Origin of the sequence: Streptomyces sp. V1I1 (assembly GCF_030817355.1) — a bacterium.
In the GTDB taxonomy this organism is placed as follows: domain Bacteria; phylum Actinomycetota; class Actinomycetes; order Streptomycetales; family Streptomycetaceae; genus Streptomyces.
On the sequence record NZ_JAUSZH010000001.1, the window covers coordinates 5,812,848 to 5,828,178 of the forward strand.

A 15,331-nucleotide genomic window follows, 5' to 3' on the forward strand; every position below is an offset into this window, starting at 1 on the left:
GCCGACAGCCGTAACCGCCGACAGCCGTAACCGCCGGCAGCCGGCTGCCCGGTACGGGGGCCGGGCAGCCCACGAACGAAACTCGACCCCGACCAGGTCCCCGAGGAACCCCCGATGAGACGCCTACGCAGCCGCGGCACCCGCACCCCCGTCGCGCTCGCCGTGCCCGCGCTGCTCGCCATCGCGCTGCTGCTGATGCCGCTGATCGGCATCCTCGTCCGCACCTCCTGGGGCGACCTCGGTGCACATCTGACCAGCCCGGGCGTCACCGAGGCGCTGCAACTGTCGCTGCTCGTCTCGTTCTGGGCGCTCGGTGTCTCCCTGCTGCTGGGGGTGCCGCTGGCCTGGCTGCTGGCCCGCGTCGACTTCCCCGGCAAGGCGCTCGTACGGTCCCTCGTGCTGCTGCCGATGGTGCTGCCGCCCACTGTCGGAGGCGTCGCGCTCCTCCTCGGATTCGGCCGCCGGGGACTGCTCGGCCCCTGGCTGGAGGGCACCTTCGGCATCACCCTGCCCTTCCACACCTCGGGTGCCGTCGTCGCTGCGACGTTCGTCGCGATGCCGTTCCTCGTCATCAGTCTCGAAGGCGCCCTGGCGGGGCTGCGACCGAGCTACGAGGAGACCGCGGCCTCTCTCGGAGCCTCGCCGCTACGGGTGTTCTTCACCGTCACTCTCCCCATGGTGGCCCCCGGACTCGTCGCCGGAGCCGCTCTCACCTGGGCGCGGGCCCTGGGTGAGTTCGGCGCGACCATCACCTTCGCGGGCAATCTGCCCGGCACCACGCAGACGCTGCCCCTCCAGGTTTATCTGCTGCTCCAGGACCAGCCGGAAGCGGCAACCTCTCTGTCCCTGCTGCTGCTCGCCATCGCCATGGCGGTGCTCATCGCGCTGCGCGGCCGCTGGTCCGGCGGGGCGCCGGGCCAGGCACCCGGCAGGCAGCGCCCGGAGGAAGCGTCTGCCGAGCAGCCCCCTGCCGAGCAGCCCCCCGTCGAGCCGGCCAAGGACTTCAACCTCCCTGAAATGCAGGAGAGTTGGCCGCTGCACGCCGAGGTCACCGGCTTCAACGAGCTCACCCTGGACGCCGAACCCGGCACCACCATCGCCGTCGTCGGCCCCAACGGCGCGGGCAAGACCACCCTGTTGCGCGGCCTCCTCGGACTGACCCCACGCGCCCACGCCGCGCTCCGCCTCGGTGACGCGGATGTGACCGATCTGCCCCCGCACCGCCGCGGTGTGGCCTGGGTGCCCCAGGACGGCGCGCTCTTCCCGCACTTGAGCGCCCTGAGCAACACGGCGTACGGGCTGCGCGCCCACGGCGTCCCACGCGCCGAGGCCCGCCGCACCGCCCAGGGCTGGCTCGACCGGCTCGGCGTCGGCCACCTCGCGCACCGCAGGCCCGCCCAGCTCTCCGGCGGCCAGGCCCAGCGCGTCGCGCTGGCCCGCGCGTTGGCCGCCCGCCCCCGGCTGCTGCTCCTCGACGAACCCCTCGCCGCACTCGACCAGACCACCCGCGCGCATGTACGCCACACCCTGCGCACGCACCTCGACGGCTTCGGCGGCGTCTGCCTGCTGGTCACCCACGACCCGGTGGAAGCGGTATCGCTCGCCGACCGGGTGCTCGTACTGGACGAGGGCCGCGCCCTGCAGGACGCGCCGCCCGCCGAGGTCACCGCGCCACCCACGTTCCCCGTGGGTCGCCCGGATGCTCGGCCGCAACGCCTGGCCCGGCACCGCGACGGCGGACGGCCTCGCGCTCCCCGGCGGCGGGCTCCTCGTCGTCGCCGATCCGCTGCCCGTCGGCACCGAGGCTCTCGCGATCATCGCGCCGGAAGCGGTCGCCGTACACCGTGACAGGCCCGGCGGCAGCCCGCGCAATGTGTGGCCGGGCACCGTACGGGAGATCACCGCCACCGGCAGCCGGCTGCGCATCCTGATCGGCTCGCCGCAGGCGCCCGACCTCGTCGCCGAGATCACCCCGCAGGCGGCTGCCGAACTGGGCCTCGCCGACGGGACTTCCGTATGGACCAGCGTCAAGGCGACCGAGGCCGTCATTGTGACGCTGTGAGAGCTGTGGCGGCCGAGCCGGGGACGGGCGCGCACTGCTACTCCACGGTAGAAGCCAGTCAACTCTGAACAAAAGTCGAGCGGTTCTTTCCTTTTCTCGACAGCGTCGGGAATGGTCGCGGTTCCGGAACTCTTGTTCCACACCTGTGGGTTGTGTAAGGGTGAGCTTCCTCATGTCTCGACAGGCCGATTTTGTTCAGCCGTTCGAATTTCACCGAGGTATAGACCAAGCAGGCGCGCACCCTTTCAACTGACAGAAATGTCCGGCCCGTTAACCCGGGCCGGACCGGAACCATGTTCAACCCCCCACCGCAATGCCCTGGATGGAAAGACGTCTATGCAGAATCCCCGTACTCCGGGTCCCGTCCCTCCTCCCCGCACCGGTCTCAGCTCCGGGGACTCCGACGAAGGTCTCGCGGCGACACTGCGGACCGGCGGGGGGAACGACGAGGCCCGTGCCGTAGCAGTGCTGCTGGCGAGGCACTGGCAACCTGTGTTCGACTACACGTCGATCTGCACCCCTTCGGCCCAGGCGGCGTCCATGCTCGCCACGGCGGCCTCCCGCAAGGTGTTGGAAAGTCTGCGGCAGGCCCGGACGGCCGCAGCGCTTCGTCCGCTTCTTTTGCTGACTGCCCGTCAAATCGGCAAGACGTGGGCGGCGGACGAGCGCGTCACCGCGCTGCCCGAACTCCAGAATCCGGACACCGGCCGCACCGTACCCGTCGACATGTTCACCATCCCGGAGAATCGGGGGCTGATCGCGCGGGCTTTCCAGGCAATCCCGGGCCCCGCCCAATGTCTGCTCTGGCACGTCGAGGTCGAGGGCGAGGGTATATCCGTACCGGCCGGATTGCTGGCCGTTGATCCCCGTAGTGCGGCGGCCCAGCTCGAACAGGCGCGTGAAATCCTGCGGGCGGGCTGCCTGCGGGCCCATCTGGAACTCGCCCCGTCCCAGGAATGCCGCCACTTCAACCGGCTGCTGGACATATCCCTGCGCCGCGGCGGCCCACTGATTCCCGACATCCAGGCGCATCTGGCGAAGTGTCAGCACTGCCGCTACGGCGCCGAACAGCTCAACCACGTCGACGGCAGGCTCGCCCTCCTGCTGGCCGAAGGCGTACTCGGCCCGGCCGCCCAGCCCTATCTCGACTCGCGGCCCGCCCGCAACAACGCCCGCTCCCGGGTGGCCAGAGCGGACGCGGTGCGCAGCGCGGTCCGCAGCGCCGGCCGTCACTCGCGGGGCGGACGTCCCCGCTCGCTGCCCCGCGTCACCTTCCAGGGCCGCCCCCTGTCGCTGTCCCAGCGCGGACGCGGGGCCGCCATCACCGGCCTCGGGATCGTGACCGGCCTGCTCGTCGTCGCGGCCGTCGTCACCGAGATCTGGCCGGACGACGGCAGTAATGCGGGACCGGCTGTCCCGAGCGGCTCCGTCAGCGCGGTCCCCGCCCCCGGATCCCAGCTGCCCTCCAGCCCCCCTCCACAGCCCTCGCAGCCGTCGACCACCTCTGCCGCACTCCCCACGGGCCCGCTCAGCACCAGACTGCGCAACTTCGACTCCGGCCTGTGCCTCGACATCCGCGACCGCAGGGTGCAGATCGGCGCCGACGCGACGATGGCGCCCTGCTCCAGCTCCGTGACCCAGCAGTGGGTGTACGAGAACGACGGACTGCTGCGCAGCGCCGCCGCCCCCGAACTGTGTCTGAACTCCCATGAGCTGGACGGCGTGGTCGTCCTCGGCGCTTGTGCGGACCCATCGGCGGGCAACGCCGCGGACGTCCGCTACGACCTGACGATCCAGGGCGATGTGATTCCCCGCTGGAACGACGGTCTTGCCGTCGTCCCCACCGCCGCGGAGGCCGGGGCGACGGTGGTGGTCAAGGTCCGGGACGGTTCGCCGGCGCAGCGCTGGGCCACTGACAACGTTGCCGCCGGCTCGCCCAAGATCCGGCCGAGCGCCGATTCGGGAAATCCGCCCGCCGAGGAGGTCAACACCTCCCCGTCGGGCGGCAAACCCCCGCGGCCCGTGGGCGGGGGTGCGGTGCCGGATCCCGGTCCGGTGCCGGATCCGGAGAGCACGTCTCCGTACGGGGACGTGCCCAAGTCCAATGTCCGCCGCGCCAGCAATGGCGGGTCCGGGTCCGGCTCGGACAGCGCCCCGCCCGGGCCGCGGCCCGCGGCTCCGGGGCGGCTGCTCGACGCCGCGGGCCGGGACCTGCAGAGTCCGGTGCCGTCACTTCCCCGCCCGCGGGAGGCCGTTCACGCGCACGGGGATGAGGAGCGCGTCAGGTCATCTCGGGCATCTCGCCCTGCGTCGTCTGCAGATCGATGACGGAGAACGCCGCGCCCTGCTGGTCCGCGACCGCCGCGAAACGGCCGAACGGGCTGTCCATCGGGCCGAAGTGCACCTGCCCGCCACGCTTGTTGACGGTGGCCACCGCGGCGTCGCAGTCCGGCACCGCGAAGTACACATTGATGTACGGCGGGACCTCGGGCGGGAAGTCGTCGGTCATCTTCATCCGGCCCGCCACCGGCCGGCCGTTGACGTTCCACACACAGAAGTCGATGTGTTCGTCGGCCATCCGCTGCACCTCGAAGGGGAAGACGGCCGGGTAGAAGGAGTCCGCCTTCGCGGCGTCGCGGGTGGTGACCTCCGCCCATGCGAACGAGCCGGGCTCGCCCGTCTTCTCGAAGCCCTCGTGGCCGGCGGCCTGCCAGGCGCTGAAGTACGCGCCGCTGGGGTCCTGGGCCGTCACCATGGTGCCGAACTCGCCTACCTCCATCGGCTCCATCGTCAGCGCTCCGCCGTTGTCACGGATCTTCGTGGTCGTCGCGGCGATGTCCGGGGTGGCGAAGTAGAGGTTCCATGCGGCCGGAGTGCTTTCCATGCCCGGCATCTGCGGGGAGAGGGCGGCCACGGCCTTGCCGTCGGAGTACGCCTGTGTGTAGTAGCCGAATTCTTCCAAGCCTTCGCCGTACGTCCAGCCCAACAGCTCGCTGTAGAAAGTCTTCGCGGCTTCCAGATCGGGGAACATCGCGTCGGTCCAACAGGGGGTGCCTTCGGGTTGCGCGGCCATGGGAACCAAGCCTCCCGGTCGAGGAAATTTCGTCCCTTTCACGCTATTCGCGAGTTCGCGGCGCCGCGCGCCGAGCGGGGGAGGGGGGCTTGGGCGTTTGGGGGTGCGGGGGCCGAGGTGCGGAGCGGCGGTGCGTCCGGGGTGTGCGGGGCGGCGGGGTGCGGGGCGGCGGGGCGGCCGGGGTGCGCGGGGTGCGGGGTGCGGGTCCGGGTTGCGCGGGGCTGCGGTGCGGGTCTTGGGCGTGCGGGGTTGCGCGGGGCTGCGGTGCGGGTCTTGGGCGTGCGGGGTTGCGCGGGGTCTGCGGTGCGGGTCTGCGGTGCGTCCGGGTTGCGCGGCCGCGGCGTGCGGGTCGGGGGTGCGTGCGGGGTGCGCGGCCGCGGCAGGGTGCGGGTCTTGGGCGTGCGGGGGCGGCGGGGTGCGGGCGTGGGGCCGCTCCGGGGCTCGTATTCTGGACTGCTTTCCTCACCGCGCTTCGCGCGAGTTGCGCCGCTTTACGTCCAGAACACGACCCCTGCGCGTCCCCCTGCCGGTGAAGGGCCTGTGCCACCGCGTGCCGTACACGTCGGCCTGGAGGGCGCGGCGTGAAGCTGCCGCACGGCGGGGCTGCGTCCCCGCTGTACCCGCGCGACGCGACGCTGCCGCGTGGGCGGGGGTGTTTTGCCGTTGCCTCTGGAGGTGGCGGTGGCGGCGCGAAGCTGCCGCTGCCTGTGGGTGTGGGGCGTCAGCCCCCCACACCCACAGGGGGTCTGGGGCACCGCCCGAGTCTCGGGAAGGGGCGGGGTGGGGGACAAGCAACCCGCACCCCGGACGCCCGCGCCATGGACGAGCCCCACGCCCCGGACGCCCGCACCGCCGAAGCCCCCGCACCCCGACCACGAGGAAGGCGCGCCCTACGGCAACGGGAGCGCCACCTTGACCGCGTACACCGCGACCAGCCCGTACCCGATCCGGAACGTCCACGCCCGAGCGGTGTCCGAGATCCGCGTCCTCGCCAAACCGCTGACCGCGACCAGCAGTTGTTGCCACGCCAGCGAGGCGACGAAGACGCCGCCGACGAACACCGCGCCGGCCGTGCCTCCGCTCAGGGCCGCGCCCTGAGCCGTGGTCAGGGCGGCGAAGTACAGGGCGGTGGTCGGGTTGATGAGGGTGAGCGCGGCGAACCGGGTGAACGTCCGTACCGGTCCGATGCCCGCGCTCTCGCCCTCGGGCTCGGGCCCCGCGTGCCGCGAGGCGAGCAGCCCGCGCACCGCGATCACCGCCAGCACGGTGGCCGACACCAGCCGGACCCAGGCCTCGACGCCGGAGAGCGCGGAGGCGACGAGCGGCCCGAGTGCGGTTGCGACGGCGGCGTACGCGAAGTCGACCACGGCGACCGCGGCCGCCGCGGCCACTGCACCGCGGCGGTCGCGCATGCCCTCCTGGATGAGGAGTACGCCCATCGCCCCCACGGGCATAGCCACACCCAGGCCCGCCGCCGCGCCCGCCATCGCCGTCGTCCACATACTCATGGCGCACAGCGTCGGTCCCGGGCCACGATCGGCGCGACCGATTTACGCGCCCCCGCCCACCGGCGGTCTCAGCTGGCTTCGGCGAGCGGATTGAGGACCAGCGGCTGGATCTTGCCCTCCAGCATCGCGCCGAGGCCCAGTACGGCGCAGACGTCGGGCCGGTCGGCGATGTGTACCGGCATTCCGGTGGCATCGCGCAGCATCTGGTCCAGGCCGGGCAGTAGCGCACTCCCGCCGACCATCATGATCCCGCGGTCGGCGAGATCGGCGACCAGGTCCGGCGGGCAGTCCCGCAGCACCTTGCCGATGCCGTCGAGCACGGAGGTGAGCGGGGTGTGGATGGCGTCTCGTACGGCGGCGGTGTCGACACGCACCGAGCGGGCGAGTCCGGTCGCCACGTCCCGGCCGTGGATCTCGGTGGACGCCGGACCGTGGGTGTTGAGGCCGTTGCCGCTCAGTGCCAGCTGGAGGGGGCGTACGGACTGGCTGGGCAGCATCAGTTCGTGCTGGTGGCGCAGGTGCTGGATCACCGCGTGGTCGATGGCGTTGCCGCCCACCGGGATCCGCTCGGCCGTGACGATCGCGCCGAGCGAGAGCACGGCGACCTGTGTGGTCGCCGCGCCACACACCATGATCATGGTCGCGGTGGGCTGCTCCACGGGCAGCCCGCAGCCGACGGCCGCGGCGATCAGGGTGTCGACGAGCTCGACCCGGCGGGCGCCGAGGCCGACGAGGGTCTCGACGGCGGCGCGCTCGGCGAGCGGGTCGCTGTCGTGCGGGGTGCAGGCGGCGGCGCGCAGCCGCGGCTTGCGGCGCAGCTGGCGGCGGAGCTTCTCGCCGAGGAGGAGACGGAGCATCCGCTGGGCCATCTCGATGTCGACGATGGTGCCGCCGGCGATGGGACGGGCGACGCGGATGTAGTCGGGCGTACGGCCCGTCATCTTCTCGGCGAGCGCGCCGACCGCGATCAACGCGCCGGTGCGGGTGTTCACGGCGGCGACGCTCGGCTCGTCGACGACGAGCCCGGCCCCCTTCACGAAGACCCTGGTCCTCGCGGCTCCCAGGTCGACGGCGACATGGCAACGGCGCAACTGCTCAAGGCTGACGGTCACGGCGGATCCTCCCGAGTGCGGTACTTGATGGCATCGTGCGATCGCAACGGGAAGTGCGCGCGCTGGGTGAGCCGGTCGGGGGTATGGAGCAGACGATCCGTCAGATTCGTTCGGCCGATCGGGCGTCAATTCCCGGTTACAGCAGTCTCTGAAGCAGTCCCCAGCAGAACTCCGCGACGCCCTGCTCGCCGTCGGGAAGGGTGAACGCCAGCTGCCATCGCGTCGGCGCCGAGCCCTCCATGGGTCTGGCGGGAGGAAACGCTCTTGCCACCTCGTCCACCGTGCACGACCACGGCACCAGGTCATCGGCCGTACGCAACTCGGGTCCCGTCGCCCCCGGGGCGCGGACCAGCCATTCGTTCCACACCGCCCCGCCGTCCGCCGCCAGCACCTCGAAGCGCAGATCGGGCCAGAGCGGTACGGGCCACAGCAGCGCGTCGCACTCGAGGTCGCCGATCCGCCGACGTATGACCTGCTCCGGCTTCCCGAGCACCGAGCGGTAGCGGGCAAGCGCGCCGCGACCCCTCGGCGAGCGGACCATGGCCTGCCAGCGGCGGTTGGCCTCGCGCATCTCGGCGAGGGACGCGCCCAGTTCGTGGCGGGCGTCCTCGACCAGACCGGGTTGATGGTCAGCCATCCGGCGTAGCAGTACCAGCTGGAATTCGCGGGGCCCGAACGGTGCGGCAGGGGTCATGTCCGACATCCTGCCCCGCTGTCCGGGGCGAACGCGCCGTCACTGACGAGAAGCTGACCCGTAGCCAAGATGAGGGTTCCACACAAAATCCTCACAGACTCATTCACCGCTGGTCCCTCTGCGCCGCATAGCCTGCGGGCGCCATGGATTACTGCAACCAGTGCCGTCGGCACCTCAACGGCGCTCTGGCCTGTGCCGGCTGCGGTACACCCGTTGAGGAGCTCCGGTATCAGAGCCCCATTGCGCCCGCGGCGGAGCACGTCCTCGAACTGGACGAGGTGTCCGAGCCGGCGGGCCATCGGCGTGCCCATCGCCAGAACAGTTCCCGGCGCAGGGCCGCGGCCGGGCGACGGGCCCGTAAGCGGCGTGGCCGCAAGGTGCTGCTCGGCACCTTCGGCCTGGTGCTCGCTGCGGGTGCGCTGAGCCTGGCCGAGCTGGCCATGGAGAATCCGGGCGACGACGGCGCGGCCACCGCCGTCAAGGAAGAGCCGGACGTCGAGACGGAGCCCGCTCCGGAGCCCACGGATGTCGATGTCACCCCCGAGGGTCCCGACCCCGTGACGGAATCGCCCGTCTCGGCGTCGAGTTCCGCACGCCCGACGGGAACCGGCACCGGCGGCCCGGGCAGCGGCGGCACCGGGAAGCCGACTGCCACGAGCCGGGGCGGCGGCAGGCCGTCGGCCGCGCCCTCCGCCGTGCAGCCGCCCGCCAGTACGGAGCCGTCGAACTCGGGGCAGCCGAGCGGATCGGCCTCGGCCGAGCCCTCGAAGGCCCCGGGCCCCACGCCGACCCCGACGCCGACCCAGACCTGCAACCAGTTCCTCTTTTGGTGCATCTAGAAGTCGGGTGACCGAGGGCTACGGCACGGCCGGAGCCCCTTCGCCCAGCATCCGCTTGAGTAGGTCCCGAAGTATCGTCCGCTCCTCGTCCGACAGCCCGGCCAGCGGCTCGCGCGCGAAGTCCAGCGACTCCCGCAGCCGCCGCGCGGTGTCGGCCCCGTCCTTCGTCGGCGCGGCCAGCTTCACCCTGCGGTCGTTCGGATCGGGCCGTCGTTCCACCAGCCCGCGGGTCTCCAGACGGTCGACGATGCCGGTGATGTTCGACGGCTCGCATCTCAGCTTCTGTGCGACGCGGCGCATGGGCATCGGCTCAAGGGTCAGCAGTCCCAGCACCCGCGCCTGCGCGCCGGTGAGTGAGTGCTTGGCCGCGGCCTGCTCGTACTCCGCGTAGTAGCGGGCCACAACGGTGCCGATGAGCTCGACGACCTCGACGGTCAGGGTGTCTGTTCGTGGGGTGGCCATGGCGAACAGGATACCCAGTTACTTGACAACATGAAATATCCATGAGCATGGTTGTTTCACATAGTGAAGCTTTTCTAGGAGGAACGCAGCATGTCCGCACTCCCCGCGTCCGGTCGTGAATGGCACCTGGTCGCCCGCCCGCACGGCTGGCCCAAGGCGGAGGACTTCGCTCTGCGTGAAGCGCCGGTGACCGAGCCGGGCGAGGGTCGCATCCTCGTCCGCAATCTGTACTTCTCGGTCGACCCGTACATGCGCGGCCGGATGAACGACGTGAAGTCGTACACCCCGCCCTTCAAGCTCGACCACCCCATGGAGGGCGGCGCTGTCGGCGAGGTCATCGCCTCGGGAGCCGAGGGCTTCGCCGTCGGTGACCACGTCCTGCACGGGCTCGGCTGGCGCGAGTACGCCGCGATGCCCGCGAAGCACGCCACCAAGGTCGACGCCTCGCTCGCCCCGCTCTCCGCCTACCTCGGCGTGCTGGGCATGACCGGTCTGACCGCCTACGCCGGGCTCTTCGACGTCGCCTCCTTCAAGGAGGGCGACGCGGTCTTCGTCTCCGGCGCGGCCGGCGCGGTGGGCAGCCAGGTCGGCCAGATGGCCAAGCTCAAGGGTGCCTCCCGCGTCATCGGCTCGGCGGGCTCCGACGAGAAGGTCAAGCTTCTCGTCGAGGAGTACGGCTTCGACGCGGCCTTCAACTACAAGAACGGCCCCGTCGGGGAGCAGCTCAAGGAAGCCGCCCCGGACGGCATCGACGTCTACTTCGACAACGTGGGCGGGGACCACCTCGAGGCCGCGATCTCCTCGCTCAAGGTGCACGGCCGCGCCACTATCTGCGGCATGATCGCCCAGTACAACAACACCGAGCCGACCCCGGGACCCCGCAACCTCGCCATGGTCATCGGCAAGCGGCTGCGCCTGCAGGGCGTGCTCGTGGGCGACCACGCAGCGCTCCAGCCGGAGTTCGTCCGTGAGGTCGCGGGCTGGATCGCCTCCGGCGAGCTCAAGTACAACGAGACCGTCGTCGAGGGCATCGAGAACGGCTACGACGCGTTCCTCGGTCTGCTGCGCGGTGAGAACACCGGCAAGATGATCGTTTCGCTGACCAGCTAGGCTCGGCCTCAGCCACCGCGGTCGTGGGCGCGAGCCGGGGTGAACCAGCGACAGGAAACCTCTTCATGTCCATCCAGCAGTCCGACGTCCTGTACACCGCTGCCGCCACCGCGGAGAACGGCCGTGACGGCCGGGTCGTCACCCACGACGGCCGGGTCGTCACCCACGACGGCCGGCTCGACCTGGTCGTCAATCCGCCGAAGGAGATGGGCGGTTCCGGTGCGGGAACCAACCCGGAGCAGCTCTTCGCCGCCGGTTACAGCGCCTGCTTCCAGGGTGCTCTGGGTGTCGTCGCCCGCCGGGAGAACGCAGATATTTCCGGCTCGACGGTCACCGCCGAGGTCGGCATAGGCAAGAACGACGAGGGCTTCGGGATCACCGTCAGGATCTCCGCGAACATCCCGAACGTGGACGCCGCCACCGCCAAGGACCTGCTCGAGAAGGCCCACCAGGTCTGCCCGTACTCCAAGGCGACCCGCGGCAACATCACGGTCGACCTCGCGGTCTGACCGGCACTGCGTACAGGAGGGCCGCACCCCGTCCGGGGTGCGGCCCTCGCTGCGTACTCAGCGTGTGATCAGCGCCCGGCCGACCTGCGCGAACACGCCCTTCGGGTGGTCGCGGAACAGCGGCTCCGTGCCGAACAGCACGACCGGCGTGCCCTTCGCGCTCGTACCGCTGACGATCGACGCCCGGCCGGCCGCGTCCTTCGGGCCGCCCTTGCCGTCCTCCGTCGTACGCCAGTGGCCCGCGACGAGCGGGTTCCCCGGGCCGTACGACTGCTCCACCCGCACACCTGGGCCGAGGTCGGTGAACCACAGCGGGGAGTACACGAAGGTGTGCGCGGGCGCGCCGCCGGTGACCGGGCTGCCGGCCGCATTGGCCACCCGGACCACGCCGTTGGCGTCGCCGTTGCCCGCCACCGGCTTGACCGCGATCAGACCCGCATCGGCGTTGAAGGCCGCGCCGTCCGAGCCGAGGGTCACCACACCGCCGTCGCCCCCGAGGAAGGCGTCCAGCGCGCCGCGGGCGGCCGGGGTCAGCCGCCCGTACTCCAGACCGCCCGAGACCATCAGCACATCCGCCTTCGACCAGTCGAAGCCCGCGTTGAGAGCGGCCGTCGACACCGGCTGCACCTCGAAGCCCATCTCGCGCAGCGCGAACAGCTCACCGGGGGTCACCGCCGCGGCGACCCTGGTCCGCTTCAGCGCGCCCGTGCCCTTCTCCTTCGTGGCCAAGAAGGCGACCCCGAGACGGTCGGCGAGTACACCTGCCACACCGCGGGCCGAACCCGGCACGATCGCCGAGCCGTCAGTGGCGCGCCGCACCTTCACCCCCTGCGCGAGCAGGGAGTTGAGGGCGGCGAGCTCCTTCGGGTCGTCGAGCCGCAGCCGCAGTTCCCCGAACGGGGCCACATAGCCGGCGGGCGCGGCAGCATGGACCGGGCGGCCCACCACATGCAGCTTGCCCTTGGCGGCCTTGTCCACGGTCGCGCCCCACAGCAGCCCGAGGCTCCAGCCCGAGATGTCGTACATCGTGGACACGTCCGCGCTGATGTCCCGGCCCTCGGCCAGGATCACATTGGCGATGCCGCGCTTGGGCTGGCGCATGTCGACGACGTACGATCCCGCCGGGTAGCTGCGGCCCGCGAGCCTGAACGGCAGCACCGCCCGCTCCACCCGTACGTCGTTGGCAACCAGATGGTCCACCAGCCGGGCCGCCGCGGTCGCCGACCTCTGGCCCCGCCCCGCCGGAATGACGTACGCGCGCGGGAAGGTCGTGGTGTACACGTCCTCGGGACCGATGCCCGGCACGCCAGGCACCGTCTCCTCCGAGACCGGCCGCTGCGCCTCGCCCGCCGCGCCCCGCCGGAAGGTCTCGATCTGGTCGGCGATCACCGCCGTGCGGTGCGTACGCGTGTAGTCGAGCGTCGCGCGCATCGCCGCGCCCGCGACGGCCGTGTTGATCGCGGCCCGGCGGCGCAGCTCGGCGACGGGCAGGGAGTCGTACTCCTCGTTGTTGACCGCCATCGGGAACTCGATGGTGTGCGAGGCGATCGCGCCCTGGAACGGCATGTACTGCGGGGTGAAGACCGGCGGCCAGTCGTCCCAGCCCTCCTTCTCGTCCCGGAAGGGGATGACGGCGGGCTGCACACCGTCCTTGGCGGGGGTGTAGCCGAGGCCGTTCACCGCCTTCTCCATGCCCAGCGCGTTGGCGTACGAATTCTTGAGGAAGAGGTCGTACTCGTAGTTCTCGCCGTGCGGCGGAGTCGTCGGCTCGATCAGTGTGCCGTTGACGTAACCGTGCAGATCGAGCATGAGAGCCGGCTGTTTGTCGATGGCGATCTGCCGGATGGCGCGCGCCTCGGGCTGGGATCCGGTGATGAAGTCCCGGTTGAGGTCGAAGCCGTTGGCATTTGCGCGGGTGCCGGCGATGCGGCCGTCCGGGTTGGCCGTCACATTGAGGTAGATACGGTTCCTGGACAGCAGGTCGGCAGTCGTGCCGTCCTTCGCCTTCGCCAGCTCCTCGATGAGCTTCAGGGCGGCGTCGGTGCCCTCCCACTCATTGCCGTGGATGTTGTTGTTGATGAACACCGGCGTCTTGTAGGCGGACTTGACGCGCTTGTCCTTGGCGGCGGCGGCCGGGGAGTTCTCGATCAGCTCCCGCATCCGCTCCTGCTCGCGCGCCTGCCGGGAGGTCTCGGGCGCGGTGACGGTGACGAGATACAGCTCGTGCCCGCCGGCGGAGTGCCCGGCCACCTCGACGCTGACCCGGTCGCCGAGCTTCTGCAGGGCGTTCAGCCGCGGGGCGAGCGCGTGGTACGGCTCGAGCCCCAGCTTGATCGACTTGTCGGCCGGGTTCACGGGCGGCGCATCCAGGACGGTACGCCGTGGGTAGCCGCCGCTCTTCGCGAGCTCGGGGGCCGCGGTGCGCAGCGCGTTGGCGGCGGCCGAGAGGGGAGCCTTCGCGACTGCGGCGTCGCGCCCGCCGCCTTCGCGTACGGGATGGGGCTGTGGGCCGTCGCGACCGGGGAGTGCGGTCGCGGGCGCGGGCGCGAGAAGCACCGCCCCGGCGAGGGCGGCGGTGGCGATGAGAAGGGGGCGGGGCAAGCCCATGCGTACGTGCCTCCGGAGTGTCGGAATCGATCGGAATCGATCAGCACAACGATTAGTGGTACGCAGGGGTCTACAGGGTCAACTGCCGGACAACAAGAGCTGCTTGGGCGTAACCCCCGGTTCGGCTCCGGCTCTTCGCGCACCACCCGCCGGGCCGATCGTGCCCGCGGCCCGGTCCGGCCGGGCTCGGCCCCACGCCGGCTCCGGCACCCCGATAAACTGTACCCATGCGTGATCTTGGGGTGGGCTTCGGCTACTTGATGAAGGGCCAGCGCTGGGTCGGCGGGCACGGCAAGTGGTTCGGCTTCGGGCTGCTGCCCGGGCTGGTGACGCTGGTGCTGTACGCGGCCGCGCTGGTCGGCCTCGGCTACGGCGCCGACGACTTCGCCGCCTGGACGACACCCTTCGCCGACGACTGGTCCTCGCCCTGGCAGGGCCTGTTCCGGGGCTTCCTGACCGCGCTCGTCTTCTGCTTCGGGCTGTTCCTCGCGGTGATCACCTTCACCGCGGTGACGCTGCTGGTCGGCCAGCCCTTCTACGAGTCGCTGTCCGAGCAGGTCGACCGGACCGAGGGCGGCGACGTCCCCGAGTCCGGCCTGCCGCTCTGGCGGGAGCTGTGGATCTCCGCGCGCGACTCGCTGCGGGTCCTGGCGCGGGTCGTGCTCTACGGCGTACTGCTCTTCGCCCTCGGCTTCATCCCGGTCGTCGGCCAGACCGTCATCCCCGCCATAGGCTTCTGCGTGTCGGGCTTCTTCCTTGCGGAGGAGCTCACCGCGGTCGCCCTCCAGCGGCGCGGCGTCGAGCTCAAGGACCGCCTCGGGCTGCTGCGGGGCCGTCGGTTGCTGACCCTCGGCTTCGGAGTGCCGCTGACGCTGGCCTTCCTCGTGCCGTTCCTGGCCGTGTTCCTGATGCCGGGGGCGGTGGCCGGGGCGACGCTGATGGTGCGGGACCTGGTGGCGCCGGACCCGGAGGCCGAGCCGGCGAGTCCGGCCCGGTACACCCTGCACAAGGACTGACGACCTCGCGACATGCCACCGCCAAACGGCGTCTGGTGCGTTCAATGGCAAGGCGGTGGGGGCACCCCCGGACGAAGTCTGGGGGAGATCGCCCTCGTACGAATGGGGGGACCTCCCAGGCGAAGCTCTGGGGGAGTACTTGGGCGACTCCGACAACATCGCGTGGGGGCACCGCCCAGCGGTAGCTGGGGGAGTGCGTGCCAGGCGTCGCGGGCTGGGGGCACCTCCCAGGCGAAGCTCTGGGGGAGGGACTTCTAAAACACGCCCGATCGATCCGGGCCGGCCCCGCAAAAAGCCGTGCCCCAGCGTCGCGGCCGACAAGGCATACAGCAACGGACC

The 15,331-nt window shown here is 71.2% G+C and carries 13 protein-coding genes; 7 read left to right on the forward strand and 6 right to left on the reverse strand.

What is annotated here, in order from left to right:
• Positions 1 to 114 precede the first annotated feature (114 nt).
• The 3 genes from QFZ67_RS27205 (at position 115) to QFZ67_RS27210 (ending at position 4,390) form a co-directional block, all read left to right on the forward strand.
• On the forward strand, positions 115 to 1,848 hold the full coding sequence (locus QFZ67_RS27205) for an ABC transporter permease (RefSeq protein WP_373430131.1): 1,734 nt from the start codon (positions 115 to 117) through the stop codon (positions 1,846 to 1,848).
• A 25-nt stretch (positions 1,849 to 1,873) separates the two neighbouring features.
• Positions 1,874 to 2,062, forward strand: a complete 189-nt coding sequence (locus tag QFZ67_RS39165; protein ID WP_373430132.1) for a TOBE domain-containing protein — start codon at positions 1,874 to 1,876, stop codon at positions 2,060 to 2,062.
• Positions 2,063 to 2,398: 336 nt separating this feature from the next.
• Positions 2,399 to 4,390, forward strand: a complete 1,992-nt coding sequence (locus QFZ67_RS27210; protein WP_307663689.1) for an RICIN domain-containing protein — start codon at positions 2,399 to 2,401, stop codon at positions 4,388 to 4,390.
• On the opposite strand, the gene QFZ67_RS27215 is transcribed toward QFZ67_RS27210, so the two are convergent.
• From QFZ67_RS27215 to QFZ67_RS27230, 4 genes are all read right to left on the reverse strand, one after another.
• The gene (locus QFZ67_RS27215) at positions 4,344 to 5,135 is read right to left on the reverse strand and encodes a VOC family protein (RefSeq protein ID WP_307663690.1); all 792 of its coding nucleotides are present in this window, start codon (positions 5,133 to 5,135) and stop codon (positions 4,344 to 4,346) included. The two genes, QFZ67_RS27210 and QFZ67_RS27215, sit on opposite strands and share 47 nt — an antisense overlap.
• 890 nt (positions 5,136 to 6,025) lie before the next feature.
• The gene (locus QFZ67_RS27220; RefSeq protein ID WP_307663691.1) at positions 6,026 to 6,643 is read right to left on the reverse strand and encodes a LysE family transporter; all 618 of its coding nucleotides are present in this window, start codon (positions 6,641 to 6,643) and stop codon (positions 6,026 to 6,028) included.
• A gap of 68 nt (positions 6,644 to 6,711) precedes the next feature.
• A complete protein-coding gene (locus QFZ67_RS27225) occupies positions 6,712 to 7,755 on the reverse strand; it encodes a rod shape-determining protein (protein ID WP_307663692.1) in 1,044 nt (347 codons plus the stop codon).
• A gap of 136 nt (positions 7,756 to 7,891) precedes the next feature.
• Entirely contained in the window at positions 7,892 to 8,449 is a 558-nt protein-coding gene (locus tag QFZ67_RS27230) for a hypothetical protein (RefSeq protein WP_307663693.1), read from the reverse strand.
• Between the two features lie 143 nt (positions 8,450 to 8,592).
• Here QFZ67_RS27230 and QFZ67_RS27235 point away from each other — a divergent pair, with 143 nt between their 5' ends.
• Positions 8,593 to 9,288, forward strand: coding sequence for a hypothetical protein (locus tag QFZ67_RS27235; protein WP_307663694.1), 696 nt, complete (start codon positions 8,593 to 8,595; stop codon positions 9,286 to 9,288).
• Between the two features lie 18 nt (positions 9,289 to 9,306).
• On the opposite strand, the gene QFZ67_RS27240 is transcribed toward QFZ67_RS27235, so the two are convergent.
• Entirely contained in the window at positions 9,307 to 9,750 is a 444-nt protein-coding gene (locus tag QFZ67_RS27240; protein ID WP_307663695.1) for a MarR family winged helix-turn-helix transcriptional regulator, read from the reverse strand.
• A 90-nt stretch (positions 9,751 to 9,840) separates the two neighbouring features.
• Here QFZ67_RS27240 and QFZ67_RS27245 point away from each other — a divergent pair, with 90 nt between their 5' ends.
• Both QFZ67_RS27245 and QFZ67_RS27250 read left to right on the forward strand, forming a co-directional pair.
• A complete protein-coding gene (locus QFZ67_RS27245) occupies positions 9,841 to 10,860 on the forward strand; it encodes an NADP-dependent oxidoreductase (protein WP_307663696.1) in 1,020 nt (339 codons plus the stop codon).
• A gap of 65 nt (positions 10,861 to 10,925) precedes the next feature.
• Complete coding sequence (locus QFZ67_RS27250) at positions 10,926 to 11,369, forward strand: organic hydroperoxide resistance protein (protein ID WP_307663698.1); 444 nt, start codon at positions 10,926 to 10,928, stop codon at positions 11,367 to 11,369.
• A 57-nt stretch (positions 11,370 to 11,426) separates the two neighbouring features.
• On the opposite strand, the gene QFZ67_RS27255 is transcribed toward QFZ67_RS27250, so the two are convergent.
• Positions 11,427 to 13,976, reverse strand: coding sequence for a M14 family zinc carboxypeptidase (locus QFZ67_RS27255; protein ID WP_307663699.1), 2,550 nt, complete (start codon positions 13,974 to 13,976; stop codon positions 11,427 to 11,429).
• Positions 13,977 to 14,203: 227 nt separating this feature from the next.
• Between QFZ67_RS27255 and QFZ67_RS27260 the strand changes: the two genes are divergently transcribed.
• The gene (locus QFZ67_RS27260) at positions 14,204 to 14,992 is read left to right on the forward strand and encodes an EI24 domain-containing protein (protein ID WP_307663700.1); all 789 of its coding nucleotides are present in this window, start codon (positions 14,204 to 14,206) and stop codon (positions 14,990 to 14,992) included.
• Positions 14,993 to 15,331 lie beyond the last annotated feature (339 nt).

What these genes read in the sequence shown, in the direction of transcription:
- QFZ67_RS27205 (WP_373430131.1), top strand. Translation starts at nt 115, where the DNA reads ATGAGACGCCTACGCAGCCGCGGCACCCGCACCCCCGTCGCGCTCGCC.
- QFZ67_RS27210 (WP_307663689.1), top strand. Translation starts at nt 2,399, where the DNA reads ATGCAGAATCCCCGTACTCCGGGTCCCGTCCCTCCTCCCCGCACCGGT.
- QFZ67_RS27215 (WP_307663690.1), bottom strand. Translation starts at nt 5,135, where the DNA reads ATGGCCGCGCAACCCGAAGGCACCCCCTGTTGGACCGACGCGATGTTC.
- QFZ67_RS27220 (WP_307663691.1), bottom strand. Translation starts at nt 6,643, where the DNA reads ATGAGTATGTGGACGACGGCGATGGCGGGCGCGGCGGCGGGCCTGGGT.
- QFZ67_RS27230 (WP_307663693.1), bottom strand. Translation starts at nt 8,449, where the DNA reads ATGACCCCTGCCGCACCGTTCGGGCCCCGCGAATTCCAGCTGGTACTG.
- QFZ67_RS27235 (WP_307663694.1), top strand. Translation starts at nt 8,593, where the DNA reads ATGGATTACTGCAACCAGTGCCGTCGGCACCTCAACGGCGCTCTGGCC.
- QFZ67_RS27240 (WP_307663695.1), bottom strand. Translation starts at nt 9,750, where the DNA reads ATGGCCACCCCACGAACAGACACCCTGACCGTCGAGGTCGTCGAGCTC.
- QFZ67_RS27245 (WP_307663696.1), top strand. Translation starts at nt 9,841, where the DNA reads ATGTCCGCACTCCCCGCGTCCGGTCGTGAATGGCACCTGGTCGCCCGC.
- QFZ67_RS27250 (WP_307663698.1), top strand. Translation starts at nt 10,926, where the DNA reads ATGTCCATCCAGCAGTCCGACGTCCTGTACACCGCTGCCGCCACCGCG.
- QFZ67_RS27255 (WP_307663699.1), bottom strand. Translation starts at nt 13,976, where the DNA reads ATGGGCTTGCCCCGCCCCCTTCTCATCGCCACCGCCGCCCTCGCCGGG.
- QFZ67_RS27260 (WP_307663700.1), top strand. Translation starts at nt 14,204, where the DNA reads ATGCGTGATCTTGGGGTGGGCTTCGGCTACTTGATGAAGGGCCAGCGC.